Genomic DNA, 14,562 nt, shown 5'->3' on the forward strand with positions numbered 1-14,562 from the left:
TCGGTCACCTGCTGCGAAGGGCCCGACCTTGTGCTGAACTGTTGAAATGGCAATTACGGATAAGCCAGATACCGGAGAGCACGGACTGGGAACCAGTCTCAAACCGCGACACGTGACGATGATCTCGATAGCCGGAGTGATCGGTGCCGGACTGTTCGTCGGCTCTGCCAACGCCATCGCCACCGCGGGACCTGCGGTGTTGTTGGCCTACTTCTTCGCCGGACTCCTCGTCATCTTGGTGATGCGCATGCTCGGGGAAATGGCCACCGCCAACCCCGACACAGGTTCGTTCTCGACGTATGCGACCCGGGCACTGGGACATTGGGCCGGCTTCTCCGTCGGTTGGTTGTACTGGTGGTTCTGGGTATTGGTGATCCCCGTCGAGGCGACCGCCGCTGCCGCCATCCTCACCAACTGGCTGGGCGGTGCCCAATGGATGTGGGCTCTGATCATCGTCGTCGCGCTCACCGCCACCAACTTGATCAGCGTCGGCAACTACGGCGAGTTCGAGTTCTGGTTCGCGTTGGTCAAGGTAGTGGCCATCGTCGCGTTCATCGGCCTCGGCATAGCCGCCATCCTGGGCTGGCTGCCGAACTCCGAAGTCAGTGGCGTGGACCAACTGTGGGCCTCGGGCGGCTTCATGCCGCTCGGCTTCGGCGCGGTGATCGCAGCCATGCTGACGACGATGTTCTCCTTCATGGGATCCGAGATCGTCACCATCGCTGCAGCCGAATCCAAGGATCCTGCAAAGGGCATCACCCGCGCGACCAATTCGGTGATCTGGCGTATCTCGATCTTCTACTTCGGATCGATCTTCGTCATCGTCGCGCTCGTCCCCTGGAACGAATTGGACCCGGCCACCGGCTCCTACCAGTATGTGTTGTCCAAGATGGGAATTCCCCACGCGGAGACCATCATGGACATCGTCATTCTGACTGCTGTCGCGTCGTGCCTGAATTCGGCGCTCTACACCGCCTCCCGCATGCTCTACTCGCTCGGTGATCGTGGCGATGCGCCGCGCGCAGTCAAGAAGATCACCGCCAACGGGGTGCCGTGGGTTGCCGTCATCGCCTCGATGGTTCTCGGCTTCCTTGCCGTCGTCGGAAACTACATTCTTCCCGAGAAGCTCTTCACCTACCTGCTCGCGACCACCGGTGCCGTGGCTCTATTCATCTACCTGGCCATCGCAAGCAGTCAACTGGTGCTGCGTCGCCAACTCGATCGCGACGGCGAGCGACCGGCCGTTCTGATGTGGCTCTATCCGTGGCTCACCTATTTGGCCATCGGATTCATCGTCTTCGTCTTGGTGATGATGGTGGTGCGGCCGGAGCAACGATCGTCGATCCTCCTCTCGGCGGTGCTGGCGGCGGTGACGGTGATCGGCGGAATCATCGTTCAACGCCGAAACACGCGGCGCGACAAGGTTGCCGCCCGCGTGTCCGGTGACTCGGCCTAGATCCCGGCGTACACCTGGCGGTACAGATCGACGATCTGCTCTGCCGTCGGGACGACCGGATTGTTACCGGGGCTGCCCGAGGCAAGGGCCTGCTCGGCCATCAACGGCAACAGGTCGTCCCACGTCGACTTGTCGATGCCGAACGTCTCAGGAGTGGGAACTTCGACCTCACGGCACAGCGTGACGATGGCGTCCTGCAATTTGCCACCTGCAACCGCGTCCGAATCGGCTTCCGATGCCGCACCGAGGGCGCGGGCGCAGTCGGCGTAGCGGGACTGGGCTCCGCCGATGGAGAAGGCTGTGACGGCAGGCAAGAGCATCGCATTGGACAATCCGTGTGCGACATGGAAATGCGCGCCGATCGGTCGACTCATCCCGTGGACCAGACAGACGCTGGCGTTGGAGAACGCCATTCCCGCCTGGGTGGACGCATGCATCATGGCCTCGCGTGCCTGCCGGTCTTCTCCGTCTCGATACGCCCGCAGCAGCGACGTTCCGATGGTGCGAATAGCGCTGAGCGCCAAACCGTCGGAGATGGGGTTGGCCTTCTTACTGACGTATGCCTCGATGGCGTGTGTCAGAGCGTCGACGCCGGTATCGGCAGTCAGACGTGCCGGCATCGACATCGTCAGCTCGAAGTCGATGATCGATGCGATCGGCAGAAAGGACAAGCCGGGGCACAGCATCTTCTCATCCGAGGCCACGTCGGTGATGATAGTGAACTGCGTTGCCTCCGAACCACTTCCCGCCGTTGTTGGAATTGCGATGATCGGAAGCGCCGGACCGGTGGAGAGCACCGGAGCCTTGAAGTCCCGCATCGTCCCGCCCTGCACCGCGAGGATGGCCAGCGCTTTGGCTGTGTCCATCGGACTGCCGCCGCCGAACCCGATGATGGAATCGGCCGAATGCTGCTGCACCGCTTCGAGACCGGCGATCAGCGAATCCGTCGTCGGATCGGGCACGGTGCCCGAGAACAGAGCAGGCGACTTACCGGCCTCGGTCATGATCGTCATCAGTCGATCGGCCGAGCCGTTGCCCGCCATGAACGCATCGGTGACGAGTAGGGGACGAGATACGGCCAGGTCGGTCAGTACCGTACCCAGCTCCTCGACGGCACCGCCGCCGAGTTTGAGAAAACGTGGAAAAGAGATATTGGCAACCATGGAGTGCTCCTTCGCGGTATCTCCATGTGCGTGGAACTTCGTAGTGGTCTACGAGTTTCCACGCACATGGGCTTTGTAGAACTCAGTTGTTTGCAGGAAAGCCGAGATCGATACCGCCGTGGCTGGGATCGAGCCAGCGACTGGTGACGGCTTTGCCTCGCGTGAAGAAGTGCACTCCTTCGGTGCCGTGAGCGTGGCTGTCGCCGAACAAACTGCTCTTCCAGCCGCCGAAACTGTAGTACGCCATGGGAACGGGAATCGGCACATTGACACCGACCATGCCGACCTCCACCTCGTTCTGGAACCGCCGTGCCGCCCCGCCGTCGTTGGTGAAGATCGCCGTGCCGTTGCCGTACGGATTGTCGTTGATCAGTGTGAGGGCTTCGTCGTAGGTGTCGACACGGACGACCGAGAGCACAGGACCGAAGATCTCGTCGGTGTAGATGCTCATGTCCGGTGTCACATGGTCGATGAGCGTGGGGCCGAGCCAGAATCCGTCCGCAGCCCCGTCGGGTTGGACGGTGCGGCCGTCGACGACGATCGTGGCGCCGGACGCCTCGCCTGCGTCGACATAGGACGCAACCTTGTCGCGGTGTACCCGGGTGACGAGCGGGCCCATGTCGGCGCCGCGGGTGCCGTCGCCGGTGACCAGTGGTGTGGTGCGTTCGGCGATCTTGGCGACGAGCTCGTCGGCGATCTTCCCGACGGCCACGAGAGCGGAGATGGCCATGCATCGCTCACCCGCCGAGCCGAAGCCGGCGTTGACCATGGCGTCCGCGGCCAGGTCGAGATCTGCATCGGGGAGGACGACGGCATGGTTCTTGGCACCGCCGAGGGCCTGAACACGCTTGCCGTTGGCGGTGCCTGTCGAGTAGACGTACTGGGCGATGGGCGTCGATCCGACGAAGGAGATCGACTTGATCTTCTTGTTCTCGAGCAGTTCGTCGACGGCCTCCTTGTCTCCCTGCAGCACGTTGAACACGCCGTCGGGCAGGCCTGCCTCGGCCCAGAGCCGCGCGAGCCAGATGCTGGCACTCGGGTCCTTCTCCGACGGCTTGAGCACGACGGTGTTACCGGCGGCGATGGCGATGGGGAAGAACCACATCGGCACCATGGCAGGGAAATTGAAGGGGGAGATGATGGCCACCGGCCCGAGCGGCTGACGAATGGAATAGACGTCCACTCCGGTGGACGCATTCTCGGTGTAGCTGCCCTTCAGTAGATGGGCTATGCCACAGGCGAATTCGACCACTTCCTGGCCGCGAGAAATCTCGCCGAGGGCGTCCGAGAGCACCTTGCCGTGCTCGGCCGTGATGATCTCGGCCAGCTCGTTCTTCTTCGCGTTGAGCAGTTCTCGGAAGGAGAAGAGGATCGAGGTGCGCTTGGCCAGGGAGGTGTCGCGCCACGCGGGAAAGGCAGCTGCGGCGGCGTCGATGACGGCGCGGGCATCGCTCCGATCGGCGAGCGTGAGCGTGCCGGTGACCTCCCCGGTGGCGGGGTTGGTGACCGGTGACGTCCGATCGGAAGATCCGGAAAAAGTCTTACCATCGAGCCAGTGTGAGATGACGTCGGTCAACGTTCGTTCCTTCCATCGGTGTGTCTCGAGTCTCACTTGAATCGATGCACATGTCAAAGGCCAAAATCGCAGATTGCCGTGCATAAATGCACAGGGGGATAGGCTGGGCGAGTGTTCAACCCAGACCACCTCCGCTATTTCCTCGAAGTGTCGAGAACGGGACGTCTGACCGATGCGTCGCGAACGCTCGGCGTGGACCACACCACGGTCGGTCGACGCATCACGGCCCTCGAGAAGTCCGCAGGGCAACGACTTTTCGACCGAACCCCGACGGGGTGGCGATTGACCGAGGCGGGGCGCAGGTTGGTCGGGTACGCCGAAACCGTGGAGTCCACGCTGATCGCTGCCTTCGAGGATCAGACATCCGATACCGGATCGCTGCGAGGGACAGTGCGCATCGCGGCCCCGGACGGGTTCGGTGCCTTCGTTCTCACGCCGAAGCTGGGTGCGCTTCGTGACAAGCACCCCGATCTGGATATCGAACTCGTCACCGCCACCGAGCACAACTCGTTGGCCACCAGGGAATTCGACATTGCCATCACGTTGGAACGGCCGTCGCCCAGGTTGGTGGTGGCCCGGCAATTGGCGACCTACACCCTGGCGCTCTATGCCGCCGAGCGATACCTGGCTGCGCAGCCGACGATCGACTCGGTCGACGGTTTGCGTGGGCACACCTTGATCTCCTACGTGGATGCGCTGCTCGACGTTGCGCCGCTGCGCATCCTGGATTCGATTCTGCCCGACGGTCGGGCGCAGATTCAGACCAACAACATCACCGGCCAGTGGATCGCGGCGCGGTCCGGGGTGGGAATTGCGCCGTTGCCCAGCTACATCGGCGAACCGGACGACACGTTGATTCCGGTGTTGCCGGACCTCGTTTCGGTCGAACGCACCTACTGGACGGTGATTCCGCGGGAGCTGACGGGGTTGGCGCGGGTGAAGGTGGTGGACGACTTCATCGGATCGGTCGTTGCCGAGGAGCCGCACATGCATGCGGTGCCCGGCGGTCGATAGTCGCGGTCACTAAATGCACGAGATCGTCGGTGGCCGTTGAATTTTGGACGTTCGATGTGTCCGGCGTCTCGTGACGACAGACACACGTGACGCCGACCTCAAAGCAGTGGAAATCGCCCTACCGGCGGGTAACAATCTGTTACGGAACACGTCGGCCACGGCACCGCTGCGGCAGGCCCACAACGATTCTTGGGGGAATCATGACCATGTTCGTAGTAGCAGCAATCGGTTTCGTCGGTATGGCCATCGCCTTGCTCAACGACGGAAGCGACATCGACTTCAGGAGCCGTCAGCTCTCCGGCGCGTACAACCGGCGCTGGGCCTGACTCGTACCGATTCCGCACACCGGATGGCCGGTGGATAGATTCGTGCGATGTGGACACACCCCCGAGCGATCGGATTGCTGGTCGGATACGGCCTGGATCGAGTGTTCACAGACCCACAGCGCTGGCATCCGGTAGCAGGATTCGGATCGGCTGCCCTTCGCGTCGAGGCTCGGCTCTACCGCGACAACAGGTTTGCGGGTGTCATCCATACCGCCGTACTGGTCGGGGGCGTCACCGCACTCGGAATCGCGTCCACGCGAGCAGTGTCGCGTCTCGGCCCACCGGCTGAGGCCGCTCTGGTGGCTACCGCGACGTGGGCCGCGCTGGGCGGAACATCGCTGTCGGTAGTAGGTCGCTCGATGGCCGATCGCCTCGACCGAGACGACCTGCCCGGCGCACGCGCATTGCTCCCGTCACTGTGCGGACGTGACCCGGCATTCCTCGACTCCGACGGGCTGGCACGCGCGGCACTCGAATCCATCGCCGAGAACACATCCGACGCGACGGTCGGTGTCGTGGTGTGGGGAGCCCTGGCCGGCGTACCGGGAATCCTGGCGTACCGAGCCAGCAACACACTCGATGCAATGGTGGGATACCGGTCTCCGAAATACCTACGGTTCGGGTGGGCCGCCGCACGCCTCGACGACGCGCTGAACCTGTTGCCTGCACGAGTCACGGGTGCGGCGACCGTTCTCGCGGCACCGCTGGTGCAGGGTTCTGCTGCACACGCGCTACGGGTGTGGCGACGCGACGCGTCCCGTCATCCCAGCCCCAATGCGGGGGTGCCCGAGGCCGCGTCGGCGGGTGCGCTCGGACTACAACTCGGTGGGCGCACTCAATACCGGCACGGCGTGGAGATCAGGCCGACACTCGGGGACGGTCGAGCGCCCACGGCACGGGACGTTCGGCGAGCAGTCGTGCTGTCGACACGGGTGCAAGAGTTCGCGACGGGTGCGTCAGCGGTTCTTGCCGTATCGATCGGCCAAGCGAGGATCCGTCGGCGTTCTCGCCTGTGATGCCGCGCGGGCCCTGGCCCGCTTCTCGCGTCGGGTCGGAAGAGTGAATTCTTCCTCGTCGTCCGGCGCGGAATCGTCGTCGGACGTCGGGTCGGACTGATCGGCCATCTCGGTTCGAGACATGCGTCGCTCCCGCAGCTCGGCGCGGACGAAATAGGCAAGACCCAACGGTGCCATGATGCCGAACGCCAGCCACTGCAGCCCGTAGGACAGATAGGGGCCCGCGTCGGTCTGCGGTAGTTCGATGAGGCCGAGGCCACCGGGCTGACCGTCGTCGAGCTGCAGGTACCCGTCGATCGCGTCGACGCCGACCGCTGCGCCGATCTGCTCCGGGTTGATGTTGTACACCTGCAGGCGGCCGTCCTCCTGGATCGGCTCACGTGATGTTCCTTCGGCCTGACGAACGCGGGCATCGAGAGTGACCGGGCCTGTCGGAGCTGCCGCGAACTCGGGCGGTCGCGTTCCCTCCACCGGGAGCACGTATCCGCGGTTGACGAGAACAGTAGGACCATCGTCGATGACGAACGGAGTGATGACCTCGTACGCGGGCTGCTCACGAATGCTGCGCAGCCGCACCAGGGCGTCGGAATTCTCCACGTAACTGCCCTGCGCGATCACCCGCCGCCATTCGTCGTCGGCCGCGAATCCGTTTCCGGTGAGAACGTCGGTGATCGGCACCGGATCTGCCCCGACCGATCGGGTGATCAAGTCGTTGCGCGCTGAAGTCGAGGTGTTCTTGCCCAGCTGCCACGGAGCGAGCACGCTGAAGCACAAGAATGCGAACGCAAGCGCGACGGCGGCCAGCACCAACCACTTCGGACGCAGCAAGAACCGTAACTTCTCCACCCCACCACGGTAGCCGGGTCAGGCGGTCAGCCGAGACCGCGCCCAATCGATCAAGCCGGGCACGGCATCCTCGATCTGTTCTCGCACCTCGGTGAACGCAGAATCCGACGAGTAGTAGGGATCCGCCACCGACGCGTCGTCGGCATCGGGATCGAACGAACGCAGCAGCTGCACCCGATCGGCCGGTGCACCCAACTGCAGTAGAGATCGAGCGTGGCCGGTGTCGAGAGCAACGATCAGATCGGCAGCGAGGTGGTCCGGTCCCACCTGGTTCGCTTCGTGCTCGCTCTCGTAGCCGTGCGCATCGAGTTCCGCGACCGTCCGCGGGTCTGCCCCTTCGCCGACATGCCACCCGTCGATTCCCGCGCTCGATACGCGGACAGCGTCACCCAGACCCGCCTCGCGTAGGTGTGCGGCGAACACCTTCTCGGCCATCGGTGATCGACAGATGTTTCCGGTGCACACGAACGTCACATGCAGTGGCTCGCTCACCGCGACGCCTGCGTGTTCTGCTCGAGCACGACGGCCAGTTCGTCCATGTCCGACGCGGTGAACGCTGCGTCGTCGCTTTCACCGTCGATGCCGTAGCCCCATTCCACGTAGACCGCCGGAATTCCGAACCGGGCCGCGCCGTGCACATCGTGGTCGCGGTCGCCGATCATGATCACGCCTGCGGTGCCGCCGTCTGCGGATTCGACGGGATCGATGCCGAGATTGGTCAACGAGTGCGCGATGACGTCGGATTTCGCACGTCGCGACCCGTCGTTGCTGGCACCGCCGATGAAGTCGAAGTACCGGGACAACCCGAAGTGGTCGAGAATTCGGACGGCGAAGCGCTCCGACTTGGACGTCGCCACGCCCAGCCGAACACCGCGATCCCGCAATCGCGTCAGCACCGTCTCGATGCCGTCGAACGCGGTGTTCTCGGCCCAACCCCGCTCGTCGTAGCGGTCGAAGTAGGCGGCGAGCGCGCGCTGAGCTGCCTCCTCGTCCAGGCCCATCGAGCGCAGCGTGTCGATCAGCGGTGGACCGACGACGAGAGAGAGTTGCTGTTCGGTCGGTTCGGGAGCGCCGACCGAGGCCAGCGCGTGGCGAAATCCTGCGTGAATTCCCGGTGCGGAATCGGTCAACGTTCCGTCGAGATCGAACAGGACAACGGATGCGGGCAGAGCGGCAGACATGGCCTGAGCCTATCGGTGCACGTGACGGCTAGGCTCGTCGCGATGTCCGATACAGCGTCCGGCCCCGATGCATTTCTCCGTCATCACGGAGATCTCGAGGTCGGCTCGGGCCTCGTCGACTTCGCCGTCAACGTGCGCGGTGATGGCCCGCCCCCGTGGCTTCGTGATCGGCTCGCTGCAGCCCTGAACTCGCTCGGTTCGTATCCATCGGGGGCAGCCGAGCGGGCGGCTCGGGAGCAGGTCGCCGCACACCACGGACGCTCGCCGGACGAGGTACTGCTGCTCGGTGGCGGAGCCGAAGGATTCGCGATGCTGCCGCGGCTCGAGCCGGCCCTCGTGGCAACCGTGCACCCGTCGTTCACCGAGCCCGACTGGGTGCTCGAGCAGGCCGGCATTCCCGTGCATCGGGTGTTACTCCAGCCGCCGTTTCTGCTCGATCGGGGCCTGGTGCCCGAGGCCGCCGACATGGTGATCGTCGGCAATCCCACCAATCCGACGTCGGTGCTGCATCCCCGAGAAGTAGTACTCGGTCTGCGTAGGCCCGGCCGCACGGTCGTGGTCGACGAAGCATTCGCCGACGCAGTGACGGGAGCAGGAGAGTCGGTCTCCTCGGACAGCGTCGCGGACGTGCTGGTACTCCGAAGCCTGACGAAGACGTGGGCATTGGCGGGGTTGCGGTGCGGCTACGCTCTGGCCCATCCCGACGTACTCGAACGAATGCAGCGGGGCCGTGCGCACTGGCCCCTGGGCACTCTGCAGCTCGAAGCAATCCGCGCCTGTACCGAGCCGTTCGCGGTCGAGCAGGCCCGAGCCGAAGCGCTGCGTATCGACGCCGAACGTGACGCCATGATCGCGAGACTGACCGCACTCGGTCTCGACATTGCCGGACCGGCGCGAGCGCCGTTTCTTCTGGCGCGGGTCGACGGTGCCGACGGGATCCGAGAACGCCTGCGCACGAAGGGAATTGCGGTTCGGCGCGGCGACACGTTTCCCGGACTGGATCGCAACTACCTACGCGTCGCCGTACGGGACTCGGCACACGTCGACATACTGGTGCATGCGTTGAACACCGTTCTGTGAGGAGAGCAATCGACATGGCAGTGACTCTGGCGAACGTCATCGAGGTTCTCGACAAGGCATACCCGCCTCGATTGGCCGAGAGCTGGGACTCGGTGGGATTGGTATGCGGAGATCCGGAATCCGAAGTGCGACAAGTGCTCTACGCCGTCGACGTCACCCCGGCCGTCGTGGACGAGGCCATCTCCTGGGGTGCCGACCTCATCGTCGCCCATCACCCTCTGCTGCTCAAAGGAGTCGATTCGGTTGCGGCCGACACCGCCAAAGGCTCGGTGATCCACCGCCTGATCAAGGCCGACTGCGCGCTGTTCACCGCCCATACCAACGCCGACTCGGCCGATCCCGGTGTCTCCGACGCACTCGCGTCGGCCCTCGGTGTGATCGACACCAGGCCACTCGATCCCATTCCTGCTCCGGCGCACGACAAATGGGTCGTATTCGTGCCGTCCGCCGACACTGCGGCGGTGCGCCAGGCGCTGTTCGACGCCGGAGCCGGTGAGATCGGCGACTACAGCGAAGCGAGTTGGCACACCGAGGGGCTGGGCCAATTCCGGCCGCAGCCCGGTGCTCATCCGACGCTCGGTGTCGTCGGCGAAGTCCACACCGTGACCGAGGACCGAATCGAGGTGGTGGCATCTCGGGCCGACCGCGCGCGGATGCAGTCCGCGCTCAGACGTGCGCATCCGTACGAGGAGCCCGCGTTCGATGTCTTCGAGTCCGCGGCCCTACCGTCGTGCACCGGTCTGGGGCGGATCGGACGCTTGCCTGATCCGATGACCCTCGCCGAGTTCACCGATGTCGTCCGAGACGCTCTGCCGGCCACCAGCTGGGGAGTGCGAGCAGCGGGTGATCCGGACGCGACGGTGTCGATCGTCGCCCTGTGCGGGGGAGCAGGGGACTCGTTCCTCGCAACCGTCGCGCGGACCGACGCCGACGTTTATGTCACGTCCGATCTCAGGCATCATCCCGTCGACGAGCACCTGAGGGCGGGTGGGCCCGCGGTGATCGACACGGCCCACTGGGCCTCGGAGTTCCCGTGGTGTGCTCAGGCGAGGAGCATCGTGGACGCCGAATTCGGCGACACGGACGGCTGGAGCAGCAGGGTCAGCGATGTCCGTACCGACCCGTGGACGCTGTGACCGACGAACCCCGCGACCGGGGGACTGGACGGATCCGGCTCGGTACGTTCTGCGCAGCCGGTAGGGTAATCGGAATCAACTTCCATAGTCGCAGGAGTCATCAAGCGTGAACGTCGATCCCAAAGTCCAGGCCTCGCTACTCGAATTGGCCGGTGTGGATACCGAACTCTCGCAGATCGCCCATCGCCGAAAGACCCTCCCCGAGCAGCAGGAGGTCGACAAACTCGAGGCCGAGCGCATCACCCGCAAGGATGCTGCCGTCACGGTGCAGATCTCGATGGACGACCTCGATCGCGACATCCGCAAGCTCGAGGGCGAAGTCGATGCCGTTCGCCAGCGTGAGGCGCGCGACAAGAAGATGCTCGAGAGCGGCACGATTGCGCCCAAGCAGATGACCGAGCTGCAGCACGAGCTCGGCAGTCTCGAACGGCGGCAGAGCATCCTCGAGGAAGAACTGCTCGAAGTCATGGAACAGCGCGAGGCCAGCGAGCGCGATTACGAACACGCCGGAGCGCAGTTGACGCAGATCGAGGACGAAATGGTCGACGCCGGTCGTCGCCGCGACGACGCTGTCGCAGATCTGGACGTCGCCGAGAAGCGGAGCGCCGAGCGTCGCGAGGCATTGATCTCGGGTATGCCGGCCGATCTGCTGGCGCTGTACGAGAAGCAACGCGCACTGACCGGTCGAGGCGCAGCATTGCTGCAGGCCCGCCGATGCGGCGCATGCCGAATCGAGCTCGACCGCAACGAAATTGCGAGCATCGCCAACAAACCTGCCGACGCTCTGGTTCGTTGCTCGGAATGCAACGCAATCCTGGTGCGCACCAAGGAGTCCGGAATTTGAGTGCCGCGCAACGGGTCGTCGTCGAAGCCGACGGCGGCTCCCGCGGCAACCCGGGTCCCGCCGGATACGGAGCCGTGGTGTTCACAGCAGATCGCAGCGAGGTGTTGGCCGAACGCCGGGAGGCGCTGGGAATCGCAACGAACAACGTGGCCGAGTACAGGGGCCTCATCGCTGCGTTGACGGCGGCCGCGGACGTCGGTGCCCGTGAGGTCGACGTTCGGATGGACTCCAAACTCGTCGTCGAACAGATGTCGGGACGCTGGAAGGTGAAGCATCCCGACATGATTCCGCTCAATCGCCGAGCGGCGGAGCTTGTTCGGACGTTCGATCACGTCACCTTTCAATGGATTCCGCGGGAGCAGAACTCACACGCCGACGGTTTGGCGAACGAGGCGATGGATGCCGCGGCCAAGGGGATCGACCTTCCTGATCTGCCCGATTCCGAACCGGCCGCGAAGCAACCCGCGGCGGCCCCCGGGTGGACCGGTGCAGTGGGCGACCCCACCCGAATGTTGTTGTTGCGCCACGGCCAGACCGCGCTGTCGGTCGACCGGCGATACTCCGGCCGCGGAAATCCGGAACTGACCGAGCTGGGGGTTCGACAGGCCACCGCTGCAGCGGCACGGCTCGGCGGACACGACGACATCGCAGCGATCGTCTCGTCCCCCCTCGGCCGCGCCCGACAGACTGCCGACGCCGCGGCAGGTGCACTCGGACTCGACGTGACCACCGTCGACGATCTGACCGAAACGGACTTCGGCGACTGGGAAGGTCTGACCTTCGCGGAGGCGAAAGACCGCTATCCCGAACAACATCGGGCCTGGCTGGGTGACACCTCGGTGGCCCCGCCCAACGGTGAGAGTTTCGACGCAGTGCGCACTCGAATCGAAGCGGCACGCGATCGATTGATCGGAGAGTACGCGGGCAAGACGATCGTCGTCGTGACACACGTGACGCCGATCAAAACACTGCTGCAACTGGCACTGGACGTCGGACCGTCACTGCTCTACCGAATGCACCTGGACCTCGCGTCGCTGAGCATCGCCGAGTTCTACCCCGACGGCGGGGCATCGGTGAAATTGGTCAACGACACGTCTCACCTGACCTGATCCTGCGGAGGTGCGGGTCTCAGATCTGCAGCGCCAGCCACAAGCCTGCCACTGCACCGACGATGGTCAACGGAGTCGTGATGACGCCGAGAATGGTGAACGTCCTCAGATCCGCCGGCTCGTCGTTGGCCGATGCGACGCGTCGCCACAACATGATCGCCAGTGAACCGACGTAGGTGAGGTTGGGGCCGAGATTGACCCCGATCACCATGGCCAGCAACAACGCCGGGGGAGCGTCCGCGCCGAAGGCCGCCAGGAGCAGCAACGTTGCGGGCAGGTTGTTGACGATGTTCGACGCCACCGCCGCAATGGCAGCCGCCGCCAGTAAGGACACAAAGGTGGTGTCGGACGGCAGAATTCGCGCCAGCCAGTCGCCGATCGGGCCCGTCGTCACGCCGAGCACGACGATGCCGAGAAGGAAGACGAAGCCACAGAACGGCAGATCGGCACCGCGCAGAATCGCGCGAGGTGTGGTGTGGCGAGCTCGAAGTGCTGGGATCGCCATAGCCGCCGACCCCACGGCAGCCACCCAGAACGGTTCGATATCGAATAGTCCTGCCACGGCGAAGCCGATCAATGTCGCGCCGAGGATGACGAGTGTGCTTCGCGGTGCTGGGACGTCGTCAGTGCTGTGTTCGGTCGCGGAGTCCGTCGGTGTCGCAGTGCGGGTCAGATCCTTGCGGAAGAAGATCAGGAACACCGCCAGTTCGATGGCGACCGCGAAAATCCACGGTAGCGCCATCAGTGCGGTGAAGTGAAGGAAGGTCAGGCCCGTCGCAGCGAAGGCCAGCAGGTTGGTCAGATTCGACACCGGCAGCAAGGTCGACGCCGAATTGGACAGGTGCGCAGTGGCGTAACTGTGTGGACGCGGCGACATCCCCAGGATCCGAGCGGCACCGATGATGGCCGGTGTCAGCAGAACAACGGTCGCGTCGAGGCTCAGTACGGCTGTGGTGGCCGCGGCAGCGGCGAACACGAGGGTCAGCAGTCTGCGGGGGCTGCCCTTGGATCCGCGGCGTAGCTTCGCCGCGATCCAGGTGAACACACCGAGGGCATCCGACAGATGCGCCAGGATCAGGATGAACGCCAGAAAGATGACGGTGGGTGCGAGTTCGAGTACCTGCTCACGGGCGGCGTCGAGGCTGACGAGGCCGACGAGAAGAACAACTGCGGCCGCTGGAAGTGCAGCAACGATCTCCGGAAGACCGCGCGGGCGAACGATGGCGAAGACGAGAACGGCGGCGACCAATGCCGCAGCGAGAACGGTCACGCGAGAATCTTCACGAGAGTGCGGACGTTCCGCGTGGTGGTCGTGGCCTTGTACTTCGCCTTCGCCGTGGCTTTTCCGAACCTACTGTCGGTGGTGTTGCCCTTGCGCACCTCCCAGTAGAGCACGCTGTTCCCCTCGGCAATCCTCTCGAGATCGGGGTCGAGTTCCACTGCAAGAGCGGACAATTCGGTCAAATGGCTATCGTCGTTACCGAACACCACATAAGGATGCCAGCCCTCCCGTTCGGCGTCGAACGGGTAGGACTCCACTATCGCCCTCAGTGTCGGGACGTCGAGTACGACAACCCAGGCTCGGTAGCCGAACGCCTCGGCGAGCGTGCTCTCCACCTGTGCTTTCAGGACGGCGGCCGCCAGCGGCGACTGCAGCAGTACGTTGCCGGTCGCCAGAATCGTGCGGACATTCGTGAAGCCGGCCGAGGCCAGAGCTGCGCGGAGGTCGACCATCTTGATGTTGATGCCGCCGACGTTGATGCCGCGCAGCAGCACAACCCATTCACTCATGGAAAGAACTGTAGTGAAGCGCAC

General features: G+C 64.4%; 15 protein-coding genes. 8 read left to right on the forward strand and 7 right to left on the reverse strand.

Annotated features, from left to right (window positions below):
- Positions 1-46 precede the first annotated feature (46 nt).
- The gene (locus ASH04_RS09610; RefSeq protein ID WP_057473388.1) at positions 47-1,456 is read left to right on the forward strand and encodes an amino acid permease; all 1,410 of its coding nucleotides are present in this window, start codon (positions 47-49) and stop codon (positions 1,454-1,456) included.
- Here ASH04_RS09610 and ASH04_RS09615 read toward each other — a convergent pair.
- Complete coding sequence (locus tag ASH04_RS09615; protein ID WP_057473389.1) at positions 1,453-2,619, reverse strand: iron-containing alcohol dehydrogenase; 1,167 nt, start codon at positions 2,617-2,619, stop codon at positions 1,453-1,455. The two genes, ASH04_RS09610 and ASH04_RS09615, sit on opposite strands and share 4 nt — an antisense overlap.
- A gap of 82 nt (positions 2,620-2,701) precedes the next feature.
- Positions 2,702-4,195, reverse strand: a complete 1,494-nt coding sequence (locus ASH04_RS09620) for a CoA-acylating methylmalonate-semialdehyde dehydrogenase (protein WP_057473476.1) — start codon at positions 4,193-4,195, stop codon at positions 2,702-2,704.
- 111 nt (positions 4,196-4,306) lie between these two features.
- Here ASH04_RS09620 and ASH04_RS09625 point away from each other — a divergent pair, with 111 nt between their 5' ends.
- From ASH04_RS09625 to ASH04_RS09630, 3 genes are all read left to right on the forward strand, one after another.
- Positions 4,307-5,209, forward strand: coding sequence for a LysR family transcriptional regulator (locus ASH04_RS09625; protein WP_057473390.1), 903 nt, complete (start codon positions 4,307-4,309; stop codon positions 5,207-5,209).
- 200 nt (positions 5,210-5,409) lie between these two features.
- On the forward strand, positions 5,410-5,535 hold the full coding sequence (locus ASH04_RS27440) for a hypothetical protein (RefSeq protein ID WP_255032530.1): 126 nt from the start codon (positions 5,410-5,412) through the stop codon (positions 5,533-5,535).
- Between the two features lie 47 nt (positions 5,536-5,582).
- Positions 5,583-6,551: a cobalamin biosynthesis protein gene (locus ASH04_RS09630; RefSeq protein ID WP_057473391.1), complete on the forward strand. Its 969-nt coding sequence runs from the start codon at positions 5,583-5,585 to the stop codon at positions 6,549-6,551.
- On the opposite strand, the gene ASH04_RS09635 is transcribed toward ASH04_RS09630, so the two are convergent.
- Genes ASH04_RS09635 through ASH04_RS09645 form a run of 3 tightly spaced genes read right to left on the reverse strand, consistent with a single transcriptional unit; the run spans position 6,492 to position 8,578 of the window.
- Positions 6,492-7,397, reverse strand: a complete 906-nt coding sequence (locus ASH04_RS09635) for an SURF1 family cytochrome oxidase biogenesis protein (protein ID WP_057473392.1) — start codon at positions 7,395-7,397, stop codon at positions 6,492-6,494. The two genes, ASH04_RS09630 and ASH04_RS09635, sit on opposite strands and share 60 nt — an antisense overlap.
- Positions 7,398-7,415: 18 nt before the next feature.
- Entirely contained in the window at positions 7,416-7,889 is a 474-nt protein-coding gene (locus ASH04_RS09640) for a low molecular weight protein-tyrosine-phosphatase (protein ID WP_200937304.1), read from the reverse strand.
- Positions 7,886-8,578, reverse strand: coding sequence for an HAD-IA family hydrolase (locus ASH04_RS09645; RefSeq protein ID WP_057473393.1), 693 nt, complete (start codon positions 8,576-8,578; stop codon positions 7,886-7,888). The genes ASH04_RS09640 and ASH04_RS09645 overlap by 4 nt, the downstream gene beginning before the upstream one ends.
- Before the next feature lie 42 nt (positions 8,579-8,620).
- Between ASH04_RS09645 and cobC the strand changes: the two genes are divergently transcribed.
- From cobC to ASH04_RS09665, 4 genes are all read left to right on the forward strand, one after another.
- Positions 8,621-9,658 (forward strand): Rv2231c family pyridoxal phosphate-dependent protein CobC, encoded by a 1,038-nt coding sequence (gene cobC / locus ASH04_RS09650; RefSeq protein ID WP_032406726.1) that lies wholly within the window; start codon positions 8,621-8,623, stop codon positions 9,656-9,658.
- 14 nt (positions 9,659-9,672) lie between these two features.
- Entirely contained in the window at positions 9,673-10,794 is a 1,122-nt protein-coding gene (locus ASH04_RS09655) for a Nif3-like dinuclear metal center hexameric protein (protein ID WP_032406725.1), read from the forward strand.
- Positions 10,795-10,900: 106 nt separating this feature from the next.
- Positions 10,901-11,638 (forward strand): zinc ribbon domain-containing protein, encoded by a 738-nt coding sequence (locus ASH04_RS09660; protein WP_027497425.1) that lies wholly within the window; start codon positions 10,901-10,903, stop codon positions 11,636-11,638.
- Positions 11,635-12,747 carry a bifunctional RNase H/acid phosphatase gene (locus ASH04_RS09665; RefSeq protein WP_235579976.1) on the forward strand — a complete coding sequence of 371 codons (1,113 nt, stop codon included), beginning with the start codon at positions 11,635-11,637 and terminating at the stop codon, positions 12,745-12,747. The genes ASH04_RS09660 and ASH04_RS09665 overlap by 4 nt, the downstream gene beginning before the upstream one ends.
- A gap of 19 nt (positions 12,748-12,766) precedes the next feature.
- Here the strand turns inward: ASH04_RS09665 and ASH04_RS09670 are convergent, their stop codons facing one another.
- Both ASH04_RS09670 and ASH04_RS09675 read right to left on the reverse strand, forming a co-directional pair.
- Positions 12,767-14,017, reverse strand: a complete 1,251-nt coding sequence (locus ASH04_RS09670; protein WP_057473395.1) for an SLC13 family permease — start codon at positions 14,015-14,017, stop codon at positions 12,767-12,769.
- Positions 14,014-14,538 carry a DUF1697 domain-containing protein gene (locus tag ASH04_RS09675; RefSeq protein WP_057473396.1) on the reverse strand — a complete coding sequence of 175 codons (525 nt, stop codon included), beginning with the start codon at positions 14,536-14,538 and terminating at the stop codon, positions 14,014-14,016. Before ASH04_RS09675 ends, ASH04_RS09670 begins: the two co-directional genes overlap by 4 nt.
- Positions 14,539-14,562 lie beyond the last annotated feature (24 nt).

Origin of the sequence: Rhodococcus sp. Leaf233 (genome assembly GCF_001426165.1) — a bacterium.
GTDB classification, from domain to species: Bacteria; Actinomycetota; Actinomycetes; order Mycobacteriales; family Mycobacteriaceae; genus Rhodococcoides; species Rhodococcoides fascians.

Bases quoted from the DNA above. Each gene is read 5' to 3' on its own strand.
- ASH04_RS09630 (WP_057473391.1), top strand. From the start codon at position 5,583: ATGTGGACACACCCCCGAGCGATCGGATTGCTGGTCGGATACGGCCTG.
- ASH04_RS09675 (WP_057473396.1), bottom strand. From the start codon at position 14,538: ATGAGTGAATGGGTTGTGCTGCTGCGCGGCATCAACGTCGGCGGCATC.
- cobC (WP_032406726.1), top strand. From the start codon at position 8,621: ATGTCCGATACAGCGTCCGGCCCCGATGCATTTCTCCGTCATCACGGA.
- ASH04_RS09610 (WP_057473388.1), top strand. From the start codon at position 47: ATGGCAATTACGGATAAGCCAGATACCGGAGAGCACGGACTGGGAACC.
- ASH04_RS09645 (WP_057473393.1), bottom strand. From the start codon at position 8,578: ATGTCTGCCGCTCTGCCCGCATCCGTTGTCCTGTTCGATCTCGACGGA.
- ASH04_RS27440 (WP_255032530.1), top strand. From the start codon at position 5,410: ATGACCATGTTCGTAGTAGCAGCAATCGGTTTCGTCGGTATGGCCATC.
- ASH04_RS09655 (WP_032406725.1), top strand. From the start codon at position 9,673: ATGGCAGTGACTCTGGCGAACGTCATCGAGGTTCTCGACAAGGCATAC.
- ASH04_RS09615 (WP_057473389.1), bottom strand. From the start codon at position 2,619: ATGGTTGCCAATATCTCTTTTCCACGTTTTCTCAAACTCGGCGGCGGT.